This window comes from Psychroserpens sp. XS_ASV72 (assembly GCF_041224425.1).
In the GTDB taxonomy this organism is placed as follows: Bacteria; Bacteroidota; Bacteroidia; order Flavobacteriales; family Flavobacteriaceae; genus Psychroserpens.
Genome location: NZ_JBGFGL010000070.1, coordinates 14,788 through 41,109 on the forward strand (window position 1 = coordinate 14,788; position 26,322 = coordinate 41,109).

General features: G+C 35.2%; 27 protein-coding genes. 15 read left to right on the forward strand and 12 right to left on the reverse strand.

Annotated elements, in window-relative coordinates; translation table 11 throughout:
* The first annotated feature begins 7 nt into the window (after positions 1–7).
* Positions 8–511, forward strand: a complete 504-nt coding sequence (locus AB9K26_RS03225) for a hypothetical protein (RefSeq protein ID WP_369971099.1) — start codon at positions 8–10, stop codon at positions 509–511.
* Between the two features lie 37 nt (positions 512–548).
* On the opposite strand, the gene lipB is transcribed toward AB9K26_RS03225, so the two are convergent.
* Genes lipB through AB9K26_RS03240 form a run of 3 tightly spaced genes read right to left on the reverse strand, consistent with a single transcriptional unit; the run spans position 549 to position 2,229 of the window.
* Entirely contained in the window at positions 549–1,244 is a 696-nt protein-coding gene (gene lipB, locus AB9K26_RS03230; protein ID WP_369971100.1) for a lipoyl(octanoyl) transferase LipB, read from the reverse strand.
* A gap of 4 nt (positions 1,245–1,248) precedes the next feature.
* On the reverse strand, positions 1,249–2,034 hold the full coding sequence (locus tag AB9K26_RS03235) for a lipoprotein (protein ID WP_369971101.1): 786 nt from the start codon (positions 2,032–2,034) through the stop codon (positions 1,249–1,251).
* A gap of 36 nt (positions 2,035–2,070) precedes the next feature.
* Positions 2,071–2,229, reverse strand: coding sequence for a YqaE/Pmp3 family membrane protein (locus AB9K26_RS03240; RefSeq protein WP_369971102.1), 159 nt, complete (start codon positions 2,227–2,229; stop codon positions 2,071–2,073).
* Positions 2,230–2,348: 119 nt separating this feature from the next.
* On the opposite strand from AB9K26_RS03240, the gene AB9K26_RS03245 reads away from it, so the two are divergent.
* The 8 genes from AB9K26_RS03245 to AB9K26_RS03280 all read left to right on the forward strand — a co-directional run bounded on the left by AB9K26_RS03245 (position 2,349) and on the right by AB9K26_RS03280 (position 13,163).
* Positions 2,349–3,407: a LuxR C-terminal-related transcriptional regulator gene (locus AB9K26_RS03245; RefSeq protein WP_369971103.1), complete on the forward strand. Its 1,059-nt coding sequence runs from the start codon at positions 2,349–2,351 to the stop codon at positions 3,405–3,407.
* Positions 3,408–3,515: 108 nt separating this feature from the next.
* Positions 3,516–3,953 (forward strand): DUF1573 domain-containing protein, encoded by a 438-nt coding sequence (locus tag AB9K26_RS03250; RefSeq protein WP_369971104.1) that lies wholly within the window; start codon positions 3,516–3,518, stop codon positions 3,951–3,953.
* Positions 3,954–3,956: 3 nt separating this feature from the next.
* The gene (locus tag AB9K26_RS03255; protein WP_369971105.1) at positions 3,957–4,853 is read left to right on the forward strand and encodes a tetratricopeptide repeat protein; all 897 of its coding nucleotides are present in this window, start codon (positions 3,957–3,959) and stop codon (positions 4,851–4,853) included.
* Between the two features lie 92 nt (positions 4,854–4,945).
* The gene (gene lysS / locus AB9K26_RS03260) at positions 4,946–6,637 is read left to right on the forward strand and encodes a lysine--tRNA ligase (protein ID WP_369971106.1); all 1,692 of its coding nucleotides are present in this window, start codon (positions 4,946–4,948) and stop codon (positions 6,635–6,637) included.
* A gap of 97 nt (positions 6,638–6,734) precedes the next feature.
* A complete protein-coding gene (locus AB9K26_RS03265) occupies positions 6,735–7,556 on the forward strand; it encodes a toxin-antitoxin system YwqK family antitoxin (protein ID WP_369971107.1) in 822 nt (273 codons plus the stop codon).
* Positions 7,557–7,561: 5 nt separating this feature from the next.
* Complete coding sequence (locus AB9K26_RS03270; RefSeq protein ID WP_369971108.1) at positions 7,562–8,794, forward strand: hypothetical protein; 1,233 nt, start codon at positions 7,562–7,564, stop codon at positions 8,792–8,794.
* A 205-nt stretch (positions 8,795–8,999) separates the two neighbouring features.
* Entirely contained in the window at positions 9,000–10,532 is a 1,533-nt protein-coding gene (locus AB9K26_RS03275) for a fibronectin type III domain-containing protein (RefSeq protein ID WP_369971109.1), read from the forward strand.
* A 132-nt stretch (positions 10,533–10,664) separates the two neighbouring features.
* Positions 10,665–13,163, forward strand: a complete 2,499-nt coding sequence (locus tag AB9K26_RS03280; RefSeq protein ID WP_369971195.1) for a zinc-dependent metalloprotease — start codon at positions 10,665–10,667, stop codon at positions 13,161–13,163.
* 79 nt (positions 13,164–13,242) lie between these two features.
* On the opposite strand, the gene AB9K26_RS03285 is transcribed toward AB9K26_RS03280, so the two are convergent.
* The 3 genes from AB9K26_RS03285 to AB9K26_RS03295 all read right to left on the reverse strand — a co-directional run bounded on the left by AB9K26_RS03285 (position 13,243) and on the right by AB9K26_RS03295 (position 16,323).
* Entirely contained in the window at positions 13,243–14,550 is a 1,308-nt protein-coding gene (locus tag AB9K26_RS03285) for a hypothetical protein (protein WP_369971110.1), read from the reverse strand.
* A 110-nt stretch (positions 14,551–14,660) separates the two neighbouring features.
* The gene (locus AB9K26_RS03290) at positions 14,661–15,485 is read right to left on the reverse strand and encodes an alpha/beta hydrolase (RefSeq protein WP_369971111.1); all 825 of its coding nucleotides are present in this window, start codon (positions 15,483–15,485) and stop codon (positions 14,661–14,663) included.
* Positions 15,445–16,323 (reverse strand): alpha/beta hydrolase, encoded by an 879-nt coding sequence (locus tag AB9K26_RS03295; RefSeq protein ID WP_369971112.1) that lies wholly within the window; start codon positions 16,321–16,323, stop codon positions 15,445–15,447. Before AB9K26_RS03295 ends, AB9K26_RS03290 begins: the two co-directional genes overlap by 41 nt.
* A gap of 116 nt (positions 16,324–16,439) precedes the next feature.
* Here AB9K26_RS03295 and AB9K26_RS03300 point away from each other — a divergent pair, with 116 nt between their 5' ends.
* Positions 16,440–17,084: an O-methyltransferase gene (locus AB9K26_RS03300; RefSeq protein WP_369971196.1), complete on the forward strand. Its 645-nt coding sequence runs from the start codon at positions 16,440–16,442 to the stop codon at positions 17,082–17,084.
* A gap of 22 nt (positions 17,085–17,106) precedes the next feature.
* Here AB9K26_RS03300 and AB9K26_RS03305 read toward each other — a convergent pair whose 3' ends face one another.
* The 4 genes from AB9K26_RS03305 to AB9K26_RS03320 all read right to left on the reverse strand — a co-directional run bounded on the left by AB9K26_RS03305 (position 17,107) and on the right by AB9K26_RS03320 (position 19,818).
* The gene (locus tag AB9K26_RS03305) at positions 17,107–17,397 is read right to left on the reverse strand and encodes a twin-arginine translocase TatA/TatE family subunit (RefSeq protein ID WP_369971113.1); all 291 of its coding nucleotides are present in this window, start codon (positions 17,395–17,397) and stop codon (positions 17,107–17,109) included.
* 67 nt (positions 17,398–17,464) lie between these two features.
* Positions 17,465–18,262: a carboxypeptidase-like regulatory domain-containing protein gene (locus AB9K26_RS03310; protein WP_369971114.1), complete on the reverse strand. Its 798-nt coding sequence runs from the start codon at positions 18,260–18,262 to the stop codon at positions 17,465–17,467.
* Positions 18,249–19,019, reverse strand: a complete 771-nt coding sequence (locus AB9K26_RS03315) for a carboxypeptidase-like regulatory domain-containing protein (RefSeq protein ID WP_369971115.1) — start codon at positions 19,017–19,019, stop codon at positions 18,249–18,251. Before AB9K26_RS03315 ends, AB9K26_RS03310 begins: the two co-directional genes overlap by 14 nt.
* Positions 19,006–19,818: a carboxypeptidase-like regulatory domain-containing protein gene (locus AB9K26_RS03320; RefSeq protein ID WP_369971116.1), complete on the reverse strand. Its 813-nt coding sequence runs from the start codon at positions 19,816–19,818 to the stop codon at positions 19,006–19,008. The genes AB9K26_RS03315 and AB9K26_RS03320 overlap by 14 nt, the downstream gene beginning before the upstream one ends.
* A 136-nt stretch (positions 19,819–19,954) precedes the next feature.
* Between AB9K26_RS03320 and pepE the strand changes: the two genes are divergently transcribed.
* The 3 genes from pepE to AB9K26_RS03335 all read left to right on the forward strand — a co-directional run bounded on the left by pepE (position 19,955) and on the right by AB9K26_RS03335 (position 22,272).
* Positions 19,955–20,662, forward strand: a complete 708-nt coding sequence (pepE, locus tag AB9K26_RS03325; RefSeq protein WP_369971117.1) for a dipeptidase PepE — start codon at positions 19,955–19,957, stop codon at positions 20,660–20,662.
* A 77-nt stretch (positions 20,663–20,739) separates the two neighbouring features.
* Positions 20,740–21,474 carry a M15 family metallopeptidase gene (locus AB9K26_RS03330; protein ID WP_369971118.1) on the forward strand — a complete coding sequence of 245 codons (735 nt, stop codon included), beginning with the start codon at positions 20,740–20,742 and terminating at the stop codon, positions 21,472–21,474.
* Between the two features lie 27 nt (positions 21,475–21,501).
* On the forward strand, positions 21,502–22,272 hold the full coding sequence (locus AB9K26_RS03335) for a M48 family metalloprotease (RefSeq protein ID WP_369971119.1): 771 nt from the start codon (positions 21,502–21,504) through the stop codon (positions 22,270–22,272).
* 61 nt (positions 22,273–22,333) lie between these two features.
* On the opposite strand, the gene AB9K26_RS03340 is transcribed toward AB9K26_RS03335, so the two are convergent.
* A complete protein-coding gene (locus AB9K26_RS03340; RefSeq protein ID WP_369971120.1) occupies positions 22,334–22,723 on the reverse strand; it encodes an ankyrin repeat domain-containing protein in 390 nt (129 codons plus the stop codon).
* Between the two features lie 261 nt (positions 22,724–22,984).
* Between AB9K26_RS03340 and gpmI the strand changes: the two genes are divergently transcribed.
* The gene (gene gpmI, locus AB9K26_RS03345; protein ID WP_369971121.1) at positions 22,985–24,508 is read left to right on the forward strand and encodes a 2,3-bisphosphoglycerate-independent phosphoglycerate mutase; all 1,524 of its coding nucleotides are present in this window, start codon (positions 22,985–22,987) and stop codon (positions 24,506–24,508) included.
* Positions 24,509–24,539: 31 nt separating this feature from the next.
* Positions 24,540–24,965 (forward strand): BT0820 family HAD-type phosphatase, encoded by a 426-nt coding sequence (locus AB9K26_RS03350; RefSeq protein ID WP_369971122.1) that lies wholly within the window; start codon positions 24,540–24,542, stop codon positions 24,963–24,965.
* Here AB9K26_RS03350 and AB9K26_RS03355 read toward each other — a convergent pair whose 3' ends face one another.
* Positions 24,966–26,231 carry an acetyl-CoA hydrolase/transferase family protein gene (locus AB9K26_RS03355; protein ID WP_369971123.1) on the reverse strand — a complete coding sequence of 422 codons (1,266 nt, stop codon included), beginning with the start codon at positions 26,229–26,231 and terminating at the stop codon, positions 24,966–24,968. It abuts the gene before it with no gap.
* Positions 26,232–26,322: the final 91 nt, after the last annotated feature.

The following is a 26,322-nucleotide window of genomic DNA, read 5'->3' on the forward strand; positions in this document are numbered from 1 at the left end:
TACACCTATGAAAAATCCTCTGTTATATATATTTGTATTTCTTTGTTTAGCATGCAGCACAGACAAGAAACCTCCTTTTCAACTAACCGAAAATGCTGAAAACCTTATTGCTGGTGATTCTTCAAAAACCTGGAAGTTGGCAAAACGTTTTAACAACAATACAAGGATGAACATGGGCGACTGTTTTTTGTCGTATCGAGTAACCTATGTCAACAATCATACAATGTATGATAATAATGGTGAACAAGAGGATTGTGGAGAAACTCTAAGAGCAAGTTGGTCACTTTACCACAGTAAGGACAATTATCCGTACATAAAGCTTAAAGGTGAAAAATTAAAAGAGCTTTTGGGTTTAGAGAATGATTATAAGTTCTTTAAAATATTGAATCTAAATGACACGCTACTCATCCTAGAATTCAAACACAAACAATATGCTTCAAAAGCTACCACAATTGTAGACATAATGGTACCTGAGGATACAACTGTTAAAGACAGGGATTTTCATTGGTAAGTCATTTAGAATTAAAAACGATTGAATTACCCAATTGCTATAATTCTGCTTCAAAGAGTGTTTTAAAGTGCTTTATTAGCTTAGATTTAACCTCAGCTTCATCAACTTTATCCATACCTAATTCCACATTGAGAGAGGTCACAGCTTTTCCACGTATACCACAAGGAATAATATTGTCAAAATAGCCCAAATCGGCGTTGACATTTAAAGCAAAACCATGCATCGTTACCCAACGGCTGGCGCGAACTCCCATCGCACAGATTTTTCGTGCAAATGGTGTACCAACATCCAACCAAACACCTGTTTCGCCAGGACTACGTTCAGATTGAATACCATATTCAGCAAGTGTAAGAATGATCATTTCCTCTAAAAAACGCAAGTACTTATGGATATCGGTAAAGAAATTATCCAAGTCCAAAATAGGATAACCTACAATTTGCCCAGGTCCATGATACGTAATGTCTCCTCCTCTATTGATTTTATAGAAAGTGGCATCTTTTTCCTTGAGCTGTTCCTCATTAAGTAAAAGATTTGACATGTCTCCACTTTTTCCCAAAGTATACACATGAGGATGCTCAACAAACAAAAAATGATTTGATGTCGGTAAGCTCAGGTTTTCTCTGCGGTTTTTGATTTTGGTATCTAAAATAGACTTGAACAAGGTTTCCTGGTAATCCCAAGTGGCTTTATAATCCTTGTTACCTAAATCTTCTAAAATGACGGATTTATTCAAGGTATTAATCTTCTAAGGTCACATCTAAAATCGTATTTTCAGGATGTCTAACCATATCCAAAAATTTGATGGTAACGGAAACCGATTTTCCATCGTCACTAATTTGAGCATTCTTATTGCTCACAGATTTAATCGGTTTTGGAAAATGATATAGCAAGGTGTAAGACATCGCCTCAAACATGGCTTCAGCTTCACCCATTTCGGCTATTTCGTTATTCAGAGCTTCAAGATCTTCTTCAGACTGCTTAAAATCTTTTTTTAGAAATCTCGAAAAGGTTTTGCCATCATAATTATAATCAACATACTCCAACATATTTTCAGAGGCTTTGGTTACGGCACTGTTATCCATTTGAGAGTATTGCGGATTTTCCCTTGAATTCATTTTTTTGGCTTGATCAATTTTGTCTAAAGCATTTGGCAAATCAGCTAAACTCGTAAATGAAGCTCCAAAACCAAACTTCATAACACCATTAGCTTCATCCATATTCATCTTCATGACAATATCTTCTAAAGCTTTCAATTGTTCTTGTTCTTCAACTGGGAGTTGGGCAATACTATCGGCTTTTTCAACAAGGAGATCCTTAAAGTAAACCACACTGTCAAGCTTTACTTTTTCCTTTTTTTCCTTAGATTCTTGCTCTGTCATACCTTCAACAGCTTTCATAACCTCACCCATATCATAACTCATAACGAATTCACCAGAACCATCTTCATTAAAAGTAATTTCTTCAGTAAAATTGCAACTTGACAAAATAAGAAGTGAGAACAATCCAAAAATTAAGCGTTTCATTTAAAAAGATTTAAAATTAAAACGCAAAGATACGATTTATCTTTCAGGATTATTAAGAATGATCAATGCGGCAATAACACCTGGAACCCATCCGCAAAGCCACAATAAAAAAACGATTAAAATAGAGCCACATCCCTTTCCTATAACAGAAAGTGGCGGACAAATGATTGCGAGAACAACTCTCCAAAAACTCATATGATATTTTTTGATGATGAAATACTACATGTATGACGCCAACTCAAAGACATTGTTACAGTAAAGCGTCTTGTTCTACCAATGTTTTCAATTCAAAGAAATTATAGTAGTTTAGTGGCATGCGAATTTATAAATTCTTCATTATCCTATTCCTCTTTGGGCAATTGTCTTTTGCGCAACACGTTTTTGACGGATTTATTGACAATGACCGATGGCATAATGATGTGTATCTTTCAATTATTGAAGACTACAGAACCATTGATGGTATCAACGATGAGCAAATCATAACTAAAGTTTCTGCTGATAGTTCTGGATATTTCAGATTTGAAGGTGATCAATTGGAAAGTCAGCAAAAAATTTACAAACTTCACGTAGACAACTGTAATTCGTATAACCAGAGCAGTAATCACTTTGATGGTCATTGTGAAGATAGTAGAGCCATTTTGTTCATTGCAAAAAACAAGGATACCATAAGTTTTCCTTTGTCATTCGAAGCACAAATGTTTTGTGATATTGAGTCCAACAATCCTAAAACCTCAGCTTTTATTCGAATAGATTCCATTAAGGAACAAATGAAGCTTTCCTATGCTGAATTTAGAAGTAAGGCCAATCGGAAACTCAATAACAAAAAATGGTTCAAAACCCTTCAACAGTTTGGTGAGCAATTAGATGAACCTTTGGCAGAATTGTACATTTTTGCTTTTCTATCAGATCGTGGCAATCCGTTTCATGATTATTATTTAGAAGATTTGAAGGACAATTCCTATTATGATAAATTACTCAAAAGATTAGAGGATAACTATCCTAATTCGAATTACTCAAACCAATACAAATCTGAAATTACCTCTGATCGATTTATCATTACAAAGACGACTGAAAAATCAAGTTTTAATTGGATTTACCTCGTTTTAGGACTATTATTAGTTTCCATAGCACTTAATATTTGGTTGGTATGGAAATCGAAACAAAAACAACATAGGCAATATTCTGAAGCCAAGGAACAGCTAACCAAACAAGAGCAAAATGTTTTGGAACTTTTACTTCAGAACAAAAGCAATAAAGCCATTGCTGAAAGCCTTTTTGTAAGTGTTAGTACAGTTAAAACGCATGTTAACAATGTATACAAAAAACTGAATGTCAATTCTAGAGACGAGCTAAAATCGCTGTTTAACAGTTAGTTACAAAATTCAACCCTAGTACTAGTCCTTTTTTCCAACCCTTAATAGTCCTACATTTTTAAATCAATCCTTGAAGTTTGTAAGGTATGAATCAAAAAATCAAACCTTATGAAAACTTATGAATTTTCGATTGAAAAATTTAAAAATGTCACATTTAAAACGGGATTATCATTAGTGATTTTACTCTTGATAAGTAGTTGCAGTTTCAGTCAAGACAAAGATCTTGGTGTCTTCCATTTTGAAGAAGAAGTTATTGATTATGGAACCATCGCCCAAAACGACGATGGCGTTAGAACTTTTACATTCACAAACAGAGGTCGTGCACCAATCGTGATATCAAAAGTTAAAACCTCTTGTGGTTGTACTGTTCCGACCTATCCAAAACAAGCTATTTTACCTGGAGAAACCGCCTCTATTGATATCAAGTACGCAACAAACCGAATCGGTGCTTTTTCCAAGACTATAACTGTATTTTCAAACGCAGATGAACCTCAGAAAAAACTTCGCATCAAAGGAACTGTTATCAATAAACCTAATAGACTATAAGCTATGAAAACCTATACTTTACTTTTGATGGTGTTTATTTTGTCGGTTATTACAAATGCACAAGAACTCAATAAAGAAATTACAACCGAAAGCGAAACACCTTTTCTTTTAGGTAGAATTGACAAAAATGGATTGACTGCTGAACCCTATAATGATTGGTTCTCCAAAAATTATGAAGCCTACGATTTGGATGAAAACACCATTGAGAAATTGAAAAGAAATCTGAAAAATTTTCAAATTACCTTGTTCATGGGAACATGGTGTGGTGATAGCAAGCGTGAAGTTCCTCGATTTTACAAAATTCTTGATGCCTGTGGGTTTCCTGAAGATCAACTAACGGTTATTGCGTTGAGTAAAATGCCATATATGTACAAACAGAGTCCGAACCATTATGAAGCTGGACTCAATATACATCGCGTGCCAACCTTTATAATACACAAAGGTAGAAGGGAGATCAACAGAATTGTAGAAGAACCCGTTGTATCCTTAGAAAAGGATTTGTTGAACATCGTCACAGAGAATAGCTATCAATCCAATTATCAAATTGTGTCACAAATTGATAATATTCTCAAAAATGACGGATTGAATGGCTTAAAAAGAGCACATAAAAAACTGGTAAAGCAATTTGACAGTAAAGTGTCAAGTATGTACGAACTCAATACTTATGGAAAGATCCTTTACTCAACCAATAGAAATGATGAGTCTATTGAAGTTTTCAAACTTAACAACTCATTGTTTCCAAATGAGCCCAGAACCTACATGAGTTTGGCCAATACTCTTGGTGTTAACGAATACAAAGACCAAGCGATTGAAGTCATGGAAAAAGCAATACAACGTTTTCCCGATAATAAGGATCTAGTAGAAAATCTCAATGCCATAAAAACTCGGGAAACACAATGATTACAATACAGACCATCAAGACATTAAATCTTGATGGTTTTTTGCATTAATTCTTGCAAATAATGTAATTTTGCACCTCAAATCACATAAGAATGCAGCTTTCAGAACAAGAATTGGTAAGACGAGACAAACTCGCAAAATTAAGAGAACTAGATATCAATCCGTATCCAGCAGATCTTTTTCCTGTTGACCATACTTCCAAACAAATCAAAGAAACCTTCAAAGAGGGAAAATCGGTTACTATTGCTGGTCGTTTAATGTCGCGTCGTATTCAAGGTAATGCAAGTTTTGCCGAACTTCAAGACAGTTCAGGAAGAATTCAAGTCTACTTCAATAGAGATGAGATTTGTACTGGAGAGGATAAGAGTAAATACAATACGGTTTACAAAAAGTTATTAGATATTGGTGATTTTATCGGCATTGAAGGTGAACTTTTTACAACCAAGGTTGGTGAAAAAACCGTCATGGTTAAGGACTTTACCTTATTAAGCAAAGCCTTAAAACCCTTACCTCAACCACGTGTAGATAGTGAAGGAAAAGTTCATGATGCCTTTACCGATCCTGAACAACGTTACAGACAGCGTTATGCTGATTTGGTAGTGAACCCAAAGGTCAAGGACGTCTTTGTAAAACGCACCAAACTGTTTAATGCTATGCGTGAGTTTTTCAATGATGCTGGCTATTTTGAGGTTGAAACTCCGATCCTTCAGCCTATTCCAGGTGGAGCTGCGGCCAGACCTTTTGTAACGCATCACAATAGTTTAGACATTCCACTGTATATGCGAATTGCCAACGAATTATACTTAAAGCGTTTGATTGTTGGTGGCTTTGATGGTGTCTATGAGTTTTCTAAGAACTTTAGAAATGAAGGTATGGACAGAACCCATAATCCTGAGTTTACTGCTATGGAAATTTATGTGGCTTACAAGGATTACAATTGGATGATGGATTTCTGTGAGCGTTTGTTGGAATTCTGTGCCATTGCTGTTAATGGAACCTCTGAAGCAACTTTTGGAGAACACAAAATTGATTTTAAAGCGCCTTACCCGAGAGTCACTATGACAGATGCTATCAAGGAATTTACAGGCTTTGATATTACTGGAAAAACCGAATCTGAAATTCGTCAAGCCGCAAAAGACATGGGTGTTGATGTTGATGAGACCATGGGTAAAGGTAAACTGATAGATGAAATTTTTGGCGAAAAATGTGAAGGCAACTACATTCAACCAACCTTCATTACAGACTATCCAAAAGAAATGAGTCCGTTGTGTAAAGAACATCGTGAAAACCCAGAACTGACCGAGCGTTTTGAATTGATGGTCTGCGGAAAAGAAATTGCCAATGCGTATTCAGAATTGAACGATCCTATCGATCAACGTGAGCGCTTTGAGCATCAATTGAAGCTTGCAGCTAAAGGTGACGATGAAGCGACTGAATTTATTGATTTCGACTTTTTAAGAGCTCTAGAATACGGCATGCCTCCTACTTCCGGAATGGGAATTGGCATGGATCGATTAATTATGTTCTTAACCAACAACCAATCGATCCAAGAAGTGTTGTTCTTCCCGCAAATGCGACCAGAAAAAAAGCAAGTTGAAATGACTGAAGAGGAAAAAGCAGTTTTCGAAATACTGAAATCTAATTCTCCAATTGATTTGAATGCATTGAAATCGCAGTCTGGATTGAGCAACAAAAAGTGGGACAAAACTATTAAAGGCTTAACTGGAAAGAAAGTAGCTAAAGTCACCAAAAATGATGATGGCTTGTTTGTTGAAACGCTTTAAATTGAACTAGACTGGAACTACAAGACTTTCAGTATAAAAAAATATTTAAGGGTTGCTTAAAGTGACCCTTTTTTTATCGAATTTATAAGAAAACATCATGACATTGAAATCACTGCTCTTTATAGGTCTTTTTTTAGTTTCCCCTTCCCTATTCAGTCAAGATAAACTGGAATTATTCCATGAGAATGGAAATCCGAAGAGCATAGAATATTTTGATGAAAACGGTAATCAAGTTAATGAAGCCTCTTATTTTTTTGACAATAAGCAACTGCATTACAAAGAACAATACAAAGATAATTATAAGGTTGGTACAGTAACCGTTTATTACAGAAATGGAAAAATCAACAAAATAATTAAGTATTCAAAAAAAGGAACCCGTAGAACTGAAACCACATTCAATACAAGTGGCACAAAAAGAAGCATTGAAAAATTTGTAGGCTATAAAAAAGAGGGAAAGCTAACTTATTTCTATTCTAATACTGGGAATATCTCAAGAGAAGAGCACTACAAAGACAATAAAAAACACGGTAAATCAATCTTTTTAAACAAAGATGGTAATCCTTGGAAAATTCACAATTACAAGGAAGGCAAACAAGATGGTTTGAATATTGAATACTATCCTGATGGTAAAACCAAGAAGGAAGAATTAAACTATAATAAAGGCATACTTAAGGGCTTATGTAAACATTACTATAAGAATGGTATAGTTAAGTATGTTCTTGAATATGGAGACTCAGATTCCAAATACGGATTAGGTAAATTACTAAACGTTATTGAACTTAATGATATTAATGGAAATCCTTTAGATAAAGGCACGCTTAAAGATGGCAATGGTATATATCATGAATACGATGACAAGGGTAATATTCGAAGAACTTTTGATGTGGTTGATGGTGTGAAAAAATATAGAAGAAATTAATGATCATGAAACAATCTAAACCCTTTAAAACCTTTGTGTTGTTAATTTTCATTTTCAGCTCAAATACTTATGCCCAACAGAGTTATAAATATGCCAAAGATATTCTTCATGATTTCTGTTCGGTAGATGTTTTACAAAATGAGAATGTAGAAGATTTTTCCAATATTACCGAATGGGTAAACACAACCCTTGATTCTTTATTTTTTGGTTTTGGACCCTATAGTATTTCTTCAAGAAATGAATCTGGATTTATGTCCTTAGGTGTTTATGATGATCGTAAGGGTATTCACATTCCTATTTATGATGATAAAATTGTATTTTCTCCAACGCCAAGCTCCAAAAGAGCCAATAGAAACAGATACAGTATAAAAACAGAGTGTGAACTTTCTATCCTCAGCTATTGTAATGAAAATTACATTAACTCATTTGATTTCAAATACAAGTCCTATTTTGAAATTGGAGCCTACAGACTAAAACTTAATATCAGACAAATCATTGCGCATACTATTAATACCTGTGTTGACTATGATTATAAAAAAGACGAATCAGCTGTTAATTTGTTTATTAAAGAAATAAATAAACACAAAGATTTGGAGGAAATTAAAATTCCTAGCGATGACAAGAATAATGAATTCAATAATTTAATTAAGGCACTTCAAGACCAATACAACGAACGACAGATATTATTACTTATTTATCTCACTTTTATACAAAAAGATAATCCTAGCGAAACTGAAGAAGCTTTGAATAATTTTTACGGAAGCTTTACCAATGAACAATTCATTCCGTTTATTAATGAAGAATTGAGCTATAATCTTAAAATTGCTTTTGAAGATGCTGGTTATCTGAAATTTTCGAATGACATACTTGAACTTGTAAATAAAGACACCAAAGAAGTTATTTCTGATGGAAGCGGTTTTGTAAAAATCCCAATACATCAAGTAGCTGACTTTAAATTTGCCATTGACAATGTCCCAAGATTGTTTATAAAATTTGACATCGACAATAGAGATAAAAAAATGTACAAAGTAAATACAGGCTTTAACAGAACAGTCCTCAAAAAATACGAGAAAATATCTAAGAAAAACCCTAAATACCTAGAATTAGGTCAGGTGAATATAGTGTACTACAATGACCGTATTCAAGTTACGATTTCTTCTTCCGAAGATGATTGGGATTACTATCAAAGTTTTCAAATTATCAATGAAAAAAGAAAAACACTTTTACCAAGTGATTAGATTACTTTTTGAAATTGAAATGCAACGGATACCTAAACCACTTAAAAGTATAAATACCTTATAAGTATGCTTTTTTATTTAGACTCATTTCATATTTAGATATTTTGTCCCTATAAATAAACTTCACAACGAATTATTGTTTTCTTAAAAAAAGATTTTTGTTACATTAGCAATCCGCTATAAATCAGAAATTTTGGCCCAAACTATGAGAAAATTAAACCTTTTATTCATCCTTGTTTTTACGGTTTTTGCATGTAATAATGATGATGACACGGTAGATGTATGTAGAAAAGCAAAAGATATACAAGTATCTAACGTCACTGATAATTCTGCAACTTTAAATTGGAATGACCCGAACAATGCTGGCTCTTATGTTGTTGAATATGGTATTTCGGGTTTTGCTTTAGGAAGTGGTACCACTTTAAATCTAACCGAAACAAACGTAGACTTACTAAATCTTAGTTCTGAAACTACGTATGATGTTTACATTCGTGTTGTTTGTGGTGCTGAGAATAAAAGCATGTACTCTGATATTTTTAATTTCACAACCTCAATCACACCTTGTGAACCTGTTACCAATGTGTCAATGAGTATGATTTCGGACACCTCTGTGATGATCTCTTGGGAAGATACTGCGAACCAATCTGCAACTTATAGTATTGAATATGGAGCTTCTGGCTTTAGTATCGGATCTGGTACTACAATTACAGAAACCAACACCTCAGTTGAGATTACTGGTTTAGAATCAAGTACCGATTATGATGTTTACATTAAGGTAATTTGTGCTCCAGGTAATGAAAGCTCTAATTCCAATGTCGTTAGTTTTACGACATCTGACAGTCCTATTGTTCCTGAATTCAGACCAACACTTTCAGAATTGAATTTATACTTAGGAAACTTAGGCAACTTATCACCAAGTAGTTTAGCTTTTGAATACGATTTAGTCACACCATTATTTACTGATTATGCCCACAAACAACGACTTATCGCATTACCTGAAGGCACTTCGATGACATACAATGGTGACGGGTTTCCATTATTCCCAGATAACACTGTGATTTCAAAAACATTTTATTACAATAATGATGAAACCGATTTATCTCAAGGAAAAAACATCATAGAAACTAGAGTTCTTATAAAAATTGATGGCTCTTGGGAATTAGGAAACTATAAATGGAATGAAGCTCAAACGGATGCTGTTATTGATACAGATGGTGGTATTGTTCCTGTAACATGGGTTAATGGACAAGGGGAATCCCAAAGTATCGATTATGAAATCCCTAACAGCAATCAGTGCTTTATTTGCCATAATAACAACTCCGAAAAAACACCGATAGGACCTAAATTGAGAACGCTCAACTTCAATGTTAATGGCGAAAACCAACTACAAACTATGATAGATCATGGGCTTTTAGCAGGCCTATCAGATCCATCATCAGTAGATGCTTTACCTGATTGGGAAGACACCTCTTTACCACTTGATAGACGTGCGAGAGCATATATGGATATCAATTGTGCACATTGTCATATCCCTGGAGGGTTTTGTGAAAACCAATCTAATCTTAGACTCTCGTATGAAACTCCTTTTGGTGAATCCAACATAACTGAAAGCAGTAATAGTATTTTAGCTAGAATTCAAAATACCATTCCTGAATACGGAATGCCTTACATTGGTACAACAATACTACACGATGAAGGCGTTCAATTGATGATTGATTACATTAATTCTTTAGAATAAGAAAAAAAACGAATATCTAAGAGCCGCTTTTTGCGGCTTTTTTTCGTTAAAAAAGTATTAAAAAAGTTATATTTGAAAGGCTTACTCTTTGAGTATTTCTTATTTTCACGTACTAATTTTTAAATTCCAATCATTTTGAAACATCTTTCCTATAAGCTACTTTTCGTAGCAACCGTTTTCTTTTTGGTTTCTTGTTCCTCAACCAAAGAAGCCAGCAAATCAAAAAAAGGCGCTACAACAGCTGCCAAAGCACCAGCCAAAAAACCAGGCAAAAATGACATTCAACCTTTTAGTAAAGTTATAACTAAAGACGCTAAAAGTGATGCTGGTTTATTTACAGTCCATACTCTTGACGACAAATATTTTTATGAAATTCCAGATTCGTTATTTGATCGTGAAATGCTCATGGTCACTAGAATATCTAAGACCGCAAGTGGATTAGGTTTTGGTGGCGGAAAGCAAAACGAACAAGTATTACGTTGGGAAAAGAAAGATAAAAAAGTCATCTTACGTGTTGTATCATACAACGTAGTGGCAGAAGATTCCCTTCCTGTTAGCGAAGCTGTAGAAAATTCAAACTTCGAACCTGTATTATTCACTTTCCCAATCAAAGCTTTTGGTAAAGACACCACAAGTACTGTCATTGAAGCGACACCTCTATTTGAAAAAGACGTAAAAACTCTAGGGCTACCTATTTTTAGAAGAAGACCATACAAAGTCACTAGAATGGAAGGCGATAAATCTTTTATTGAAAGCATAAAAAGTTACCCAAGAAACATTGAAGCTCGACACGTAAAAACTTACGCAGCAGGATCTCCTCCTTCAAATTCCAGTACAGGTTCTATTTCAATAGAAATCAATAACTCCATGATTTTGTTACCCGACAACCCTATGAAACGTCGTTATTTTGACGAACGTGTTGGTTGGTTTACAAGTACCCAAACCGATTATGGATCAGAAGAGCAGAAGAGCAAAACCATTGAATATTTAGACCGCTGGAGACTTGAAGTAAGAGATGAAGATATTGAAAAATTCAAGCGTGGTGAACTCGTGGTACCTAAAAAACAAATTGTGTACTACATTGATAGAGCAACACCAGAAAAATGGAGAAAATACATCAAACAAGGTATTGAAGATTGGCAAGTAGCGTTCGAAGCTGCAGGTTTCAAAGAGGCTATTATTGCTAAAGATCCACCATCGGTAGAGGAAGATCCAGAATGGACTCCTGAGGATGTTCGCTATTCTGTGGTACGTTATTTAGCGTCACCAATACCAAATGCCAATGGACCTCACGTTAGTGATCCAAGAACTGGTGAAATTCTTGAAAGCGATATCAATTGGTATCACAACGTAATGTCCTTATTGCGTGGCTGGTTCTTTGTTCAAACTGCGGCAATTAATCCGGATGCTCAAGGTCCTCAATTCAAGGATGAAGTTATGGGAAGACTTATTCGTTTTGTGTCTGCTCATGAAGTTGGTCATACATTAGGACTACCTCATAACATGGGAAGCAGTGTTGCTTATCCTGTTGAAAAATTACGTGATGCTGCATTTACACAACAATATGGTACTGCACCTTCAATTATGGATTATGCACGTTTCAACTACGTAGCACAACCTGGAGATGAAGGCGTTGCTTTAATGCCAAATATTGGTGTGTATGACAAATACGCTATTGAATGGGGTTACAGACCAATCTTAGATAAGACTGCTGAAGAAGAAAAACCAATCCTTAATCAATGGATAAAAGCACATGCTGGCGATCCAATGTACAGATTTGGTCATCAACAAGTTGGTGATGTTCACGATCCGAGTTCTCAAACTGAAGATTTAGGTGATGATGCAATGCTTGCTAGTGAATACGGTATTAAAAATTTAAAGCGTATCGTTCCTAAATTAATTGATTGGACTACCGAAGCTGGAGAAGATTATGATGATTTAGGCGAAATGTATGGCCACGTTGTATCGCAGTTTAACCGATATATGGGTCATGTTTCCAACAATATTGGTGGAGTTTATGAGCACTATAAAGTAGCCGATGATCCAGGAGTAGTTTACACACCTGTTGCAAAAGACCATCAAGAACGTGCTATGGCATTTCTTCAGAAAAATCTTTTTGACACACCTGATTGGTTAATAGACAAAAACATCTTCGATCGTATTGAGTATTCTGGTTCTGTTGATCGTATCAGAGCCATACAAGTGCGTACACTCAACAACATCCTAAGTCTAGGTAAAATGCAGCGTCTTACTGAGGCTGAAACCTATAATGGTAGAAACGCTTATGCACTTGCTGATATGATGAAAGACTTACGCCAAGGTATTTGGAGTGAGGTGAGAAGAGGTCAAAGAATTGATACTTACAGACGTAACCTCCAACGTGCACACATTGATCGTTTGGCTTATTTAATGACTGCTGAAAACCAAAGTGGAAGAACAAACAGCCGTTATTTTAAAGCTACTGCCGTGAATACAAGTCAGTCAGACATTAGAGCAGTAGTTAGAGCTGAATTAGTAGCCTTACAACGTTCTATCAGAGCTGGATTGAACCGAACTGGTGACAATATGACTAACATTCACTTACGTGATGCCTTAGAACGTATAGACGCTATTTTAAACCCGAATGGATAATAGTTTCTGATAGAAGAATATAATTAAAAAGCTCCAGACTGTTCTGGAGCTTTTTTTCATATTGATCTTAAAGTTTAATTCATCCTTCACCAGTCAACTTTAAGTTATCAATATCATTTTCAATAGATAAAATCAACAGGCTCGTTGCCGTACAAAAAACAGGACTTGTGATGCAATGGTGTCCATTCCAGCTACCATCTTCATTTTGAATTTTCATCAATCGTCCCGAAATATTATCATACCAAGTAGTCCATTCTGCATCATCATTTACAACCATGGATTCTCCGGTTTGTAGAAAACTCAAGAACTCCTCTCCTCCATTGTTACCAAAACCAGACATCACATCATTTTGCTGTGCCTTTTGCTTTGAAGCATTGTAAATATTATATGATGATGCATAACTAATGGCTTCTTCTTCTGAAACACCTATATCTTGTAGGTTAGCAACCGTTACTTTATCATCTTGTTTTAACTTCCCTTCCTTTTTGGCTTTATCGATCAATTCTCTAGCCTTTCGTGCATCTTTTGCAGCACCTCTTGCAGAATTACTAACTGAATACAAAATGATTCCTGCCCCATCAGCAGTTTTAACAGACGCCGATTTCTCATCGTAATTTTCTTTTAAATATGTTTTCTGACTGGTAACAACCACCTCATCAAGAGTTGCTCCTACCGAACCTGCAGATTCTAATGCGCTAGCTGCTAACCCAGACTGGAGAACGCCTGCCCAGCCAGCACCTTTTACTTTTCCGTCTTGTCCTGTAGCTCTCTGAATTTTATCCACACAAATATCTAAACAACGTTCAACACGTTTTTTAGTAGCTGCATCTAAGTCACCCTTCAAAAGATTTGAAAAAAATTGAGCTGTCAAAACCGCATCAATATTATTCCCTAATTTGGTTTGAATTTGCGTACCTTTCTCAGAAGTAATATAAGTATCATCTTTTGAAACCGCCTCAACAGTTTCCAATAAATACTTCAAAGCTTTATTCAACTGCTGTTTATACATTCCTCCCTTTAAATTGCTACCACTTCTCAAAATAGCCATAGCTACCATAGACGTGGTAGCAGGATCGGCATTAACCGCATGAGGATTCATCTCTCCTTGCCTACTGTGACTTCCAGCACCATAACCACCATTTTTAAGTTGTGCTTGTGCCAACCATGACAAACCATCTTCTATAATAGGTTGCACTTTTTTATTGATTTTGTGTTTGGCATAACCCTCTGAAGATTCTTCTCCAAACGTTGTCATAAATACACACCCTTTTTCTCTTACTTCAGCAATTTGCTGATCTTCATCAATACGATTGTTCCATCGGAACACACTCACAGTCACTAGAGTCATTACTGCTATTACGAATAAAATTTTTGCTTTTGTTTTCATCTGTACTATTTTTAATTAAAATAAAACTAGATGGAATTTCAAACAGAAAAAAGCAGGAATGAGTGTATCGAGTTTGGCAGTTCGTGAAATACACTTTCAAAAAAGGCAGTCTATTGCAAAAGCGCATCCATCGTATCACGATAACGATTAAAACTAATGAGGTTATTATGACCTCCACCTTCTATCGTTACAAATGTTATATTCGTTTTTGGAGCTACTTCAAACAGGCGTTGTGCCGAATCGTAAGGCACAACATAATCTTCCGTTCCATGCACTATGGTTATAGGACATTCAACTGAAGAAATAAACTTATGCGATGGGAATTTATATCGCAATAAGGATGACACAGGAAAAATAGGAAATCGTCGCTTGGCCACATCTAAAAGGCTATAAAAAGGCGTTTCCAAAATGAGTTGTTTTGGATGGTTTTCTGAAGCGACATAAGAGGCAAGTCCTGTTCCTAAAGATCGTCCGAACACAATCATATCTTTTTCATCATATTGTTTTAACAAATAATCGTAACAATACTGCGCATCATCGTAAAACCCTTGTTCACTCAATTTACCTTTACTTTTTCCATACGTTCTATAATCCATAATGAACACATCGTATTCCTTGGCGACAAAATATTCGGCTACAATTCCCCAACGACTCAAATCACCAGCGTTTCCATGAAAATAAAGAATGACACCTTTAGGGCTTTCAGATTTAAAATGAATGGCATTTAGTGAGACCTTATCAGAAGGTTTTAAAAACACTTCTTCAAAAGGATACTTAAAGGAATATTCATACTCTTGATCTAATGAAGTTGGTAAAAACAATAATTTTTCCTGTAGGAAATACAAAGACGCCGTAATCATAACATATAGAATGAGAAGTATTTTTAAAATGCGTTTAAGTCGCCTTCTTAGTCGGTTTTGAGGAATGGATGACATTAATACTGGTGTTTTGTAAGTCAATTGTTTTGGGTTCACTATTCAAAATATCATCGAGCATGAGATGATATGATTCAAAATTGTTTAGATTTTTATGACCACCTCCAATAACAGTATGAAGAGTAGTCTGTTTTGGATTGACCTGAGACAACTTAATACTGGTTTTATATGGAATGAGTTTATCATGAGTGCCATGAATAATATGAATTGGGCATCTCACATAACGCAACCATTTATAGGTTGGCAAAGGATATTTCATCAAAAGTGAGAGTGGCATAAAAGGCGCATAGCGAGCTGTGACTTTAGTTAAGCTGTAATAAGGTGCATCCAATATCAATAGTTTCGGATCATTGATAGACGCCAATTTTGCTGCAAAACCAGAACCTAAAGATCTTCCGTAAAGAATGATTCGATTTTCAGTGGTCATTTCCTTAACCTTATTATAAACCTCTTGGAGATCTCTTTGGATGGCTTTTTGCGAGCGTCTTCCAGTACTTTTTCCAAAACCCCTGTAATCAACCATAAGCACATTGTAATCATGTCTCGTAAAATCGACTGCAAATTTTCCCCATCCCTTAATACTTTTTGAGTTTCCTTTAAGGTAAATCACAACACCTTTACTTTCCCCTTTCGGAAAAAAACGCAAGCCATTGATAACTGCGCCATCTCTAGTTTCTAAATTATATTCCATCGTAATCTGGTTTTCATAATCAAATTGAAAATCGGCAGGCAGCTTTTCTGGTTTAAAAAGCATGTAATCTTGAAGATAATACAATGCCACACTTATGGCTACATAAATCACAAAAACAACAAGCACTATGGATAACCAATATGGCATACAAACTAAGTTGAACCTCATCAAGATACTAAATAAATTAAACTCTTGCTTACAAAACTTAGAGGCGACATATTCTAACAGAAAAATCCTTTACTTTGCATCAGATACAAAACCTTATGCACTTTTTACCTGAAAAACTAGATCAATACGTTGTTGAACATTCGGTACAAGAACCTAAGCTGCTTCAAGAATTGACACGGGAGACTTATCAAAAAGTTTTGCAACCAATTATGTTAAGCGGACCTTATCAAGGAAGAGTCTTGAGTATGATTTCAAAATTGAAACGTCCAAAAACCATTCTGGAAATAGGAACTTTTACAGGTTATGCGACTTTATGCCTTGCTGAAGGTTTAGCTCCCAACGGAAAGATTGACACCATAGATTGCAATGAGGAACTGTATGATTTCCAGAGAATGTATTTTGACAAATCTGAATACAAATCGCAAATACACCAACACTTGGGAAATGCCTTAGATATCATTCCGAAGCTTGATGCTACTTATGATTTGATTTTTATTGATGCCGACAAACCCAACTACTCCAATTATTTTGAATTGATTATCGATAAGGTCAATCCTGAAGGAATTATTTTAGCCGACAATGTTCTATGGCACGGAAAGGTTGTTGAACCACTCAATGAAAAGGACAAAAGCACAAAAGCTGTTTTAGAGTTCAATACACTACTTAAAAACGACGCTCGGGTTGAAACCGTTGTGCTGCCCATTCGTGATGGCTTAACCATTAGCAGGAAACATCCTTAAAAGAAAACTGATTTTATAAATCTTATTTTTTTCCTCTGCTTACTGAACCAGAAAAATTTTCGATATCATCCTTAACCTTATTGATTTCATTAGAGATATCTTTTGCAGCATTGGTATCAATTGGAGGTTGTTCCGAAGACTTTTTAATTTCAGATTTGATATCGTTAGAGGCATCTCTTAGACTACGCATACCTTTACCCAAACCTCTTGCGATTTCAGGAATTTTATCGGCACCAAAAACCATCACTACAATGAATAGGATGAACATGACCTCTGTGGTCCCAATAAATAAAAATGTAGCTAACTGTATCACGTTGCAAATATACTAAGTTGTTTGTTTTGAATGTAAATAGAACTATGAATTATTTCATAAATTGCTCCTAATCCTCTTCAGCTTCAATATCGTCGCTATAGCTTAACAATTTTTGGACTAAAAATTCATACATTTTCAATTCACTATTCTGCTGGCAAACTTCTAAAAACATAGAATCTTCAGAAGCATAATAAAAGAAGTCTACTTTCAAAGCTTCATCAAGCTCGATATGCCCAAACAACTCATCAGATAGATCTGACATTGCTTTTTTCATGCACTCATCTTGTTGTTCAAGTCGAACCAATTGTTGCAATTTTTTCGTACGTCCTGAGATTCTGTTCAGAATTTTATGGATATTAATCGTAGCAATCAAGCCATAGTAATACACAAACTTTCCTCCATCTGCTTCCAGAAGACGTTTTTCCTTTAATGTTTTAGGTTTCCCAGTATAGCCTGGAATACCAACATCATAAAAATTAATATCCCGCTTGGCATCACTATTCTTGATATCGGCATTTAAATCTCCTGTGAGTACTTTTCCAACGACGACCTCATCCAATTCATTCACTCTATCTTCAAGTGCAATCGTTATGGTTTTTGTTTCTATATGAGTCTTTGAGATGATGATGGTTTTTGGTACATACTGAACACTAGATATTAAAACGGAATCATTTTCGGAAACTTTGATAGTGAATTTCCCTTTGGAATCTGTAACTGTATAGACTTCAGCAGACAAATTCAAAACATGGATACCCTCAATCTCAGAACTTGCTTCTACTTCACCTCTAAGAGTTATTATTTGCGATTGTACATCAAAAGCATACAATAAGATAGCAATCCATAGTATGTTATTAATCTTCTTCAATTCGTTCTTTGAATTGCGCTAGTTTTTGTTTCAAAAACTCAAACATCCTGAGGTCATTTTGAAGATGGCTCAAAGGCAAAAATTCAGGATCGTCAGTTACAAAATAGAAATATTGTGTGCGCTTAGAGGCTTCAAGATCTTCAATTTCAAACAATAAATCGGAGAATTCTGAAATGACTTTATTCATAGCCATATCCTTTTTTTCTCTTTCAATTTGTCCTTTTAATTCTTTTGTACGTCCAGAGATCCAATTCAATATCGGATTTAGTGGTACAATACCACCTCCAGTAGTGGCTTCGTGGAGGCGACGCTGAGATTGTGCAATAGGCTTTCCTGTATAACCGGGAATACCAAGATCATAAAAATTGATTTGTCGTTTGACTTGGCTGTTTTCAATATCAGACATAAGGTCTCCTGTCAAGATCCTACCAACAACAACTTCATCTAGCTCGTTAATTTTATCAGACATATTTACGGTTATAAATTTGGTCTGAATAATTTCAGGCGTTACAACAACCTCTTTGGGTTCATATTGAATGGCAGAAAACAAAATTGTATCGTTTACTTGAGCTGGAATTCTAAATTCGCCTTCATCATTTGTGATGGTAAATCGATTTTTGGTTTTGTTGATAATATGGATCCTATCCATATCAGAAGGTGCTATGACACGACCAGAAATTTCAATGGTTTGTGACGCACCATAAAAAACCTGAAATAAACAAAAGATCACAACCAGATTTGCTTTAATCCTCTTCATCTGGGATTTTTAGAAACACCTTACTTTTCTGATTTAAGACCTCCAAGAACTCCAGTTCCCGTCCCATATTGAGTAAGGTATAATCAAAAGTTTCATCGTCTTCAACAAATCGAATAAATTCGTCAACTCGATGTTCAGGGATATCAAAATTATCTACTAAAAAAGTAGACGCAAAATAATGTTTGACTACTGTAACTGGAACTTCATTGATACCAGCAGCTTTTTTATTTTTTACTTTCGAACGAAACAAAGGCAATAACAATTGATCTACAACACTAATCACATTCAAACCATTAACCATGGTTTGAGATTGTGAATGCATGGCAATGTTATTGATTTCACTTCTGTTATCATCAGAAAACTCATATTCATCACTGCGTTTGATTCCAAAATACAAAGCATCTAATCTCGGATTATAAGTTTTAACATTTTCTACGTCAGTATTTAAATCGCCCGTTAATCCTTTGGTCATGATTAATATTTCATCAAGTTTATAAATCTCCTCAAACAACATAATACTCATTCGTCTTGACTCCAAAATACCTTCATGAACTCTAAAATCAATATTTTGATATTGTAATGCCCTAATTTCTATAAGATCGTTTAGTGCTACAGCAATACTGAACTCTCCATTTTCATCAGTTACAACACCCTTATTTGATGAAGCATTGAAAATGGTAATACCTTCAATATCGTTTCCTTCAACAATAATTTTACCCTCAACCACTACACGTGTAATGTCTTGGGAAAAACTTGAAAATGACATACAAATAAGAATAATAGATAATAGTTTTTTCATGGTGTGATATTTTTTTAAAAATAACCTCTATTTCATATTATTTCAACATAAGTGCTTCTAAACTTTTGTTAAATTAAGGGTTTACTTAAATTTACAACAAATAAAGGAATTGCTATAGACCTTTAACTTTCAACTTATGAAAAAACTTATTATTGCCAGTACATCAACCATACATGGCAGCGGTCCATTGGAATACATTTTAGAGGAGCTTTCCAAATTTTTTGAACATACTTCTGAAATCTTGTTCATCCCGTATGCTAGGCCAGGAGGTATTACACATGATGAATACACGGCAAACGTCAATAAAGCTTTTTCTCAAATAGGAAAAAATGCCATAGGAATTCATGAGTTTGACGATCCTAAAAAAGCCATTTCTGAAGCTAAGGCACTATTTACAGGTGGTGGAAATACATTTGTATTGGTGAATCAGTTATACAAGAACGATTTAATTGAAACTATTAAAGAGGCTGTTTATTCAGGAACACCTTATTTGGGAACCAGTGCGGGAAGTAATATTTGCGGACTTACAGTAAACACGACCAATGATATGCCAATTGTGTATCCACCAAGTTTTAAAACATTTGGTTTCGTGCCTTTTAATATCAATCCGCATTACTTAGATCCTGATCCGAAAAGCACTCATAAAGGTGAAACACGAGAAACCCGAATTAAGGAATTCCATGCATTCAATACGCAACCTGTTGTAGGGCTAAGAGAAGGAAGTTGGTTAGAAGTACAAGGAGATAAAATAATTCTTAAAGGTTCATTACAAGCTCGGATATTTCAATATCAAAAACAACCATACGAAGTTGATTCTAATACTGACCTAAGTCATCTAAAGTAAAATGTATCAAGATCTTATTTTGGTCCGTTTGTTGTTATAAATGTTAAAACAAACTTTATTTCAAAACGAATTGTAATTTGAAACGACGACAATTCATAAAAACAACTTTAGCTTCAGGTATAGCCTTATCAGTAATTCCTCATTTTGCTTTTCAGGAACAAACATCATCTATATCCTATGACCATTTGATTGGTAAAGGCAATCCTATCCTTTTTGGTGATGGCTATAAATTACAGAAAGATGCATATGATAGTTTTTCAGAGCTAAAATCAGCTGCCCTAAAAGAAGGTATTCACATACAAGTCGTATCTAGCTACCGGAATTACGCTCATCAAAACAGAATTTGGGAACGAAAATTCAAGCGATTTACCAACAATGGTCTCTCACCAATTCAAAGTATTGAAAAAATTATTGAATATTCTACAATTCCAGGAACCTCAAGACATCATTGGGGAACCGATATTGATATTATTGACACCAATGTTGAACAACCAAATTCTGTACTTCAGCCTAGACACTTTGAAAAAGGCGGTTGTTTTCATAAGTTAAAATCATGGATGGATGACAACTCAAAAAACTTTGGATTTCATCTTGTTTACACAAACAACCCAGATCGCAAGGGATTTAAGTATGAACCTTGGCATTATAGTTTCAAGCCCATCTCCCAAAACTATTTGAAACAGTATCTAAAATTAGATATTGAAACCATTATATCGGAAGAAAAGCTTTTGGGTCACCAGTATTTTTCTAAACAATTCATTTCAAAATATTTAAATCAAAACATTTTAGATATAAATCCTGAACTTTTGTAAATTTAGGTATTCATAAATCACTTTATCATGAGAGGTAAAAATTTTAAAATCAGATTACTTATCGGTTTAGCCATTGCGTTGTTTTTTGTAGTAAAGCGTTGCGCTCAAAGAGAGGAAAACCCATATACTGGTCGCGTTCAAACCATATCAATGACACCAGATCGTGAAATCCAAATCGGATTGGCAAGTGCTCCTGGTATGGCACAACAACATGGTGGTTTACATCCAAACACACAGTATCAAGCATTAGTAGATGACGTTGGAAATAAATTAGTAAGCAGTAGTATTGCAAATAAAACACCATACCAATATGAGTTCCATTTGCTTTCTGACCCGAATACCATCAATGCATTTGCCTTACCTGGTGGACAAATATTTATTACCTATGCCTTGTTCTCAAAACTTGAAAACGAAGATCAACTTGCTGGTGTCTTAGGTCATGAAATTGGTCATGTACTTGGTCGTCATAGTGCCGAACGCATTGCTGAAAGTGAATATTGGCAAGGTTTGGCAACTGCTGGATCTGTTGGAGGTGATATAGGAGGATTGGTTAGTGGTATTGGACAACAAACATTATTAACCAACGGAAGGGATGATGAGCTGGAAAGTGATGATTTAGGGGTTAAATTTATGATGAGAGCTGGCTATAATCCAGAAGAAATGATTGGTGTTATGGAGATTTTAAAAGCAGCTGCAGGTCCAAATCGTGTACCTGAATTTCAAAGCACCCATCCCGATCCTGAAAACCGGATAGAGAAAATTCGAGAATCTATTTCTAAATACAAAAAGACGCTTTAAAAAGCGTCTTTTTACTAACTAACTAACTCAAATAATTGTCATTTTTTTAATGACATTTTTTTTAAGAGTCCAGACCTCTGATATAAGCTAAAGTATCTACAGCGTTAGACGCTTTAGCAAAATTCTCGGCTGTTTCTCCTTTATCCGTTTTAACATCAAGCTTAGCTCCATTTTCGACTAAGATTTTAAGAATTTCCAAACGGTTGTATTTTGCTGCATACATAGCAGGTGTAAGACCATTAGAAGTTTTGTTTACACTAACTCCTAAATCGATTAATTTTTTTACTGTTTCAACATCCCCTTTAACGATAGACATGCAAAACGGACTAACAGTTGATTTCTTAGATACGACTTCTACAGTTGAAGACGAATTACTAATTACATTTTTCGCATTTAAAGTACTTACTGAAAATGCCATTGCGATTGCAACGATAACTACTGATTTTTTCATGATGAAAGATTTAAATTAATTGATTTGTTTTTTGATTATACTAAAAAGACGATATTATTTCCAAAGTGTTACACTATAAAAACACAAATAACATTTTTTTAACTCTTTGGAAACAAATCTGTTAAGAGCATCACAATTTTAAAACCCTAAGTAACTCTATTCCAATCATTAATTAATCAAAGTTTAAAATGTCATATTTTGTAGAGTAATTTTTATCATTTAGGTATTTAAACTTTTATCTTTGAAGTAAATAAATCTGAGATGAATAAGAAAGTAATTCTAATGATACTCGATGGTTGGGGTAAATCTCCAGACCCTAAGGTCTCTGCTATAGATAATGCCTACACACCATTTATAGATTCGCTTTATAAAAAATACTCAAACGCTTCTTTAAGGACTGACGGATTGCATGTTGGTCTTCCAGAAGGACAAATGGGAAATAGTGAAGTTGGTCACATGAATCTTGGTGCAGGTCGTATCGTATATCAAGATCTTGTTAAAATCAATCTAGCTGTTGAAAATAACACCTTAAAAGATGAAAAGGCTCTTGTAGAAGCTTTTGAATATGCTAAAAACAATCATAAACCTATACATTTTTTAGGATTAGTAAGTGATGGTGGTGTGCACTCTCATATCAAACACCTTTTTGGTTTGGTTGATGCTGCACAATCTTATGGAATAGAGCAATCCTTTATCCATGCTTTTACAGATGGTCGTGATGTAGACCCTAAATCAGGTTTTGGATTTATCATGTCATTGGAAAGTCATATCAAAGACACTAACTCGCAATTGGCTTCTGTTACTGGTCGTTATTATGCTATGGACAGGGATAAACGTTGGGAACGTGTTAAAATTGCTTACGATGCCCTTGTTCATGGTAAAGGTGAGCACTCAAAAAATGCTACCGAATCGATTCAAAATAGTTACGACCACAATGTGACTGATGAATTTATTAAACCAATAGTTATGGTTGATAAAGATAATCAACCTATTGGAACCATTAAAGATGGAGATGTGGTTGTATTTTTCAATTTTAGAACCGATAGAGGTCGACAACTGACGGAAGCCTTATCGCAACGGGATTTTCATGAGCAGAATATGCACAAACTGAACTTGCATTACGTAACCATGACCAATTATGATGAAACGTTTGAAAACGTTCATGTCATTTTCAGCAAGGACAACCTCAAGGATACCTTAGGTGAAGTTCTTGAGAAACACCATAAAACGCAAATCAGGATTGCAGAAACTGAAAAATACCCTCATGTTACCTTTTTCTTTTCTGGTGGAAATGAAAAAGAATTTAAGGGTGAAACTCGTATTTTAAAAAATTCTCCAAAAGTCGCCACTTATGATTTAAAACCAGAAATGAGTGCTTATGAACTTCGCGATGCTTTGGTTCCTGAAATCCAAAAAGGAGAGGTCGATTTTGTATGCCTCAATTTTGCAAATGGAGATATGGTTGGTCACACTGGTGTTATGGACGCAGCCATTAAAGCATGTGAAGCCGTTGACGTTTGTGTTAAAGATGTTGTAACAGCAGCTTTGGAAAAGGATTATACTACAATTCTGATAGCAGACCACGGCAACTGTGAAACGATGATTAATCCTGACGGCACGCCTCATACGGCTCATACTACGAATCCCGTTCCTATCATTCTTATCAATAATGACAAAACAACGGTTAAGGATGGTATTTTGGGAGATATCGCGCCAACGATTTTAAATCTTATGGGTATCGAACAACCAGAAGCCATGACACAAAAGTCCTTAGTAACACTTTAGTAGGAATCGATAATTATTGTAATTTTGCGCCATGAGCCATTCTATAAATTTTTTAGACAAATTAGTGATCGCAATTGATTTCGATGGAACAATTGTTGAAGATGCCTATCCTAAAATTGGAAAGCCTCGTATCTTTGCCTTTGAAACATTGAAGCGACTTCAAAAAGATGGACATCGCTTAATATTATGGACCTACAGAAGTGGTAGTAAACTTGCGGAAGCAGTTCAGTTTTGTAAAGATCACGGCATTACTTTTTATGCTGTAAACCAGAGCTTTCCTGAAGAGCAATATGATGATTCCGTTAGTAGAAAAATTTATGCAGACATCTATATTGATGACCGAAACATTGGTGGTATTCTTGGTTGGGGTGAAGTCTACCAAATTATTACCAACGAAAAACCAGACATCAAACCTCAAAAACGAAAATCAGGTTTTTTAGGCTTATTCAAAAAGTAATTAAAGCATTTCAAAATAGGCTTTATCTAAAGCTTCCCTGTGATCTGGATGTGCTACATCTACCAAGGCCTTAACGCGTTGTTGTATGGTTTTTCCATAGAGATTGGCAACACCAAATTCTGTCACTACATAGTGGATGTGTGCTCTTGTTGTTACAACACCTGCTCCAGCTTTTAAGGTTGGCACAATGCGACTCAATCCTTTTTTGGTCACTGAAGGTAATGCGATAATCGCTTTTCCACCTTCACTTAAGGAGGCACCTCTTATAAAATCCATTTGACCACCAACACCTGAATACATTTTTGTGCCTATGGAATCTGCACAAACTTGTCCTGTAACATCCACTTCAATAGCTGAATTGATCGCTACCATTCGAGGATTTTGTTTGATAATGGAAACATCATTCACGAAATCTGAAGATCGCATTTCAACAAACGGATTGTTATCCACATAATCATACAAACGTTTGGAACCCATTAAAAAAGTTGCCATTGCACGACCTGGATTAATGCCTTTGTAATTGCCATTAATTACATCTTTCAGAATTAAATCAATAACACCATCTGAGAACATTTCAGTATGCAATCCTAAGTCTTTATGATTATGCAGTCGCGACAGTACGGCATTTGGGATATTTCCTATACCCATTTGAAGCGTACTTCTATCTTCAATAAGCTCTGCAACATAATCGCCTATCCTGGCTTCAATTTCAGTTGGTTCTGTTGCTGGATGAGAAGGTAATGGCTCGTCAACCTCAACAAAAGCATCAATTTCAGAATAATGAATAATACCATCTCCAAAAGTTCGAGGCATTTGCTTGTTCACTTGTGCAATGACATAATCGGCATTATCGATTGCAGCCAAAGTTGCTTCTACCGAAACGCCCAAAGAACAATAACCATGTTGATCAGGCACTGAAACGTGAATTAAGGCAACTTGTATATCGACAATATTTCTTTTGAATAGATTAGGCACTTCACTCAAGAACACTGGAGTATACGATCCATTTCCTGCAGCTAAAGTATGTCGTACATTTCGTCCTATGAAAAAGGAATTGACATGAAAGCTTTCAGCATATTCCGGATTGGCATAAGGCGCTTCTCCTTCGGTATGGAGCTGACAAATTTCAACATTTCGCAATTCCTCGTGACGTTCAGACAACGCTTTTATAAGAACGGTTGGTGCAGCAGCAGCTGCATGTAAATATATTTTATCGTTTGACTTTACAACTTTTAATGCCTCTTCAGCACTTACGGCTTTATACATAGTTACGGTCTTATTTATTTGATACTACAAAGGTAAGGGACAGCTTAAATTTAAAAACTGTCAAATATCATATTTAGGTTAAAAGATTTAA

Bases quoted from the DNA above. Each gene is read 5' to 3' on its own strand.
- AB9K26_RS03225 (WP_369971099.1), top strand. From the start codon at position 8: ATGAAAAATCCTCTGTTATATATATTTGTATTTCTTTGTTTAGCATGC.
- AB9K26_RS03235 (WP_369971101.1), bottom strand. From the start codon at position 2,034: ATGAAACGCTTAATTTTTGGATTGTTCTCACTTCTTATTTTGTCAAGT.
- AB9K26_RS03240 (WP_369971102.1), bottom strand. From the start codon at position 2,229: ATGAGTTTTTGGAGAGTTGTTCTCGCAATCATTTGTCCGCCACTTTCT.
- AB9K26_RS03245 (WP_369971103.1), top strand. From the start codon at position 2,349: ATGCGAATTTATAAATTCTTCATTATCCTATTCCTCTTTGGGCAATTG.
- AB9K26_RS03250 (WP_369971104.1), top strand. From the start codon at position 3,516: ATGAAAACTTATGAATTTTCGATTGAAAAATTTAAAAATGTCACATTT.
- AB9K26_RS03255 (WP_369971105.1), top strand. From the start codon at position 3,957: ATGAAAACCTATACTTTACTTTTGATGGTGTTTATTTTGTCGGTTATT.
- lysS (WP_369971106.1), top strand. From the start codon at position 4,946: ATGCAGCTTTCAGAACAAGAATTGGTAAGACGAGACAAACTCGCAAAA.
- AB9K26_RS03265 (WP_369971107.1), top strand. From the start codon at position 6,735: ATGACATTGAAATCACTGCTCTTTATAGGTCTTTTTTTAGTTTCCCCT.
- AB9K26_RS03270 (WP_369971108.1), top strand. From the start codon at position 7,562: ATGAAACAATCTAAACCCTTTAAAACCTTTGTGTTGTTAATTTTCATT.
- AB9K26_RS03275 (WP_369971109.1), top strand. From the start codon at position 9,000: ATGAGAAAATTAAACCTTTTATTCATCCTTGTTTTTACGGTTTTTGCA.
- AB9K26_RS03285 (WP_369971110.1), bottom strand. From the start codon at position 14,550: ATGAAAACAAAAGCAAAAATTTTATTCGTAATAGCAGTAATGACTCTA.
- AB9K26_RS03290 (WP_369971111.1), bottom strand. From the start codon at position 15,485: ATGTCATCCATTCCTCAAAACCGACTAAGAAGGCGACTTAAACGCATT.
- AB9K26_RS03295 (WP_369971112.1), bottom strand. From the start codon at position 16,323: ATGCCATATTGGTTATCCATAGTGCTTGTTGTTTTTGTGATTTATGTA.
- AB9K26_RS03300 (WP_369971196.1), top strand. From the start codon at position 16,440: ATGCACTTTTTACCTGAAAAACTAGATCAATACGTTGTTGAACATTCG.
- AB9K26_RS03315 (WP_369971115.1), bottom strand. From the start codon at position 19,019: ATGAAGAGGATTAAAGCAAATCTGGTTGTGATCTTTTGTTTATTTCAG.
- AB9K26_RS03320 (WP_369971116.1), bottom strand. From the start codon at position 19,818: ATGAAAAAACTATTATCTATTATTCTTATTTGTATGTCATTTTCAAGT.
- pepE (WP_369971117.1), top strand. From the start codon at position 19,955: ATGAAAAAACTTATTATTGCCAGTACATCAACCATACATGGCAGCGGT.
- AB9K26_RS03335 (WP_369971119.1), top strand. From the start codon at position 21,502: ATGAGAGGTAAAAATTTTAAAATCAGATTACTTATCGGTTTAGCCATT.
- AB9K26_RS03340 (WP_369971120.1), bottom strand. From the start codon at position 22,723: ATGAAAAAATCAGTAGTTATCGTTGCAATCGCAATGGCATTTTCAGTA.
- gpmI (WP_369971121.1), top strand. From the start codon at position 22,985: ATGAATAAGAAAGTAATTCTAATGATACTCGATGGTTGGGGTAAATCT.
- AB9K26_RS03350 (WP_369971122.1), top strand. From the start codon at position 24,540: ATGAGCCATTCTATAAATTTTTTAGACAAATTAGTGATCGCAATTGAT.
- AB9K26_RS03355 (WP_369971123.1), bottom strand. From the start codon at position 26,231: ATGTATAAAGCCGTAAGTGCTGAAGAGGCATTAAAAGTTGTAAAGTCA.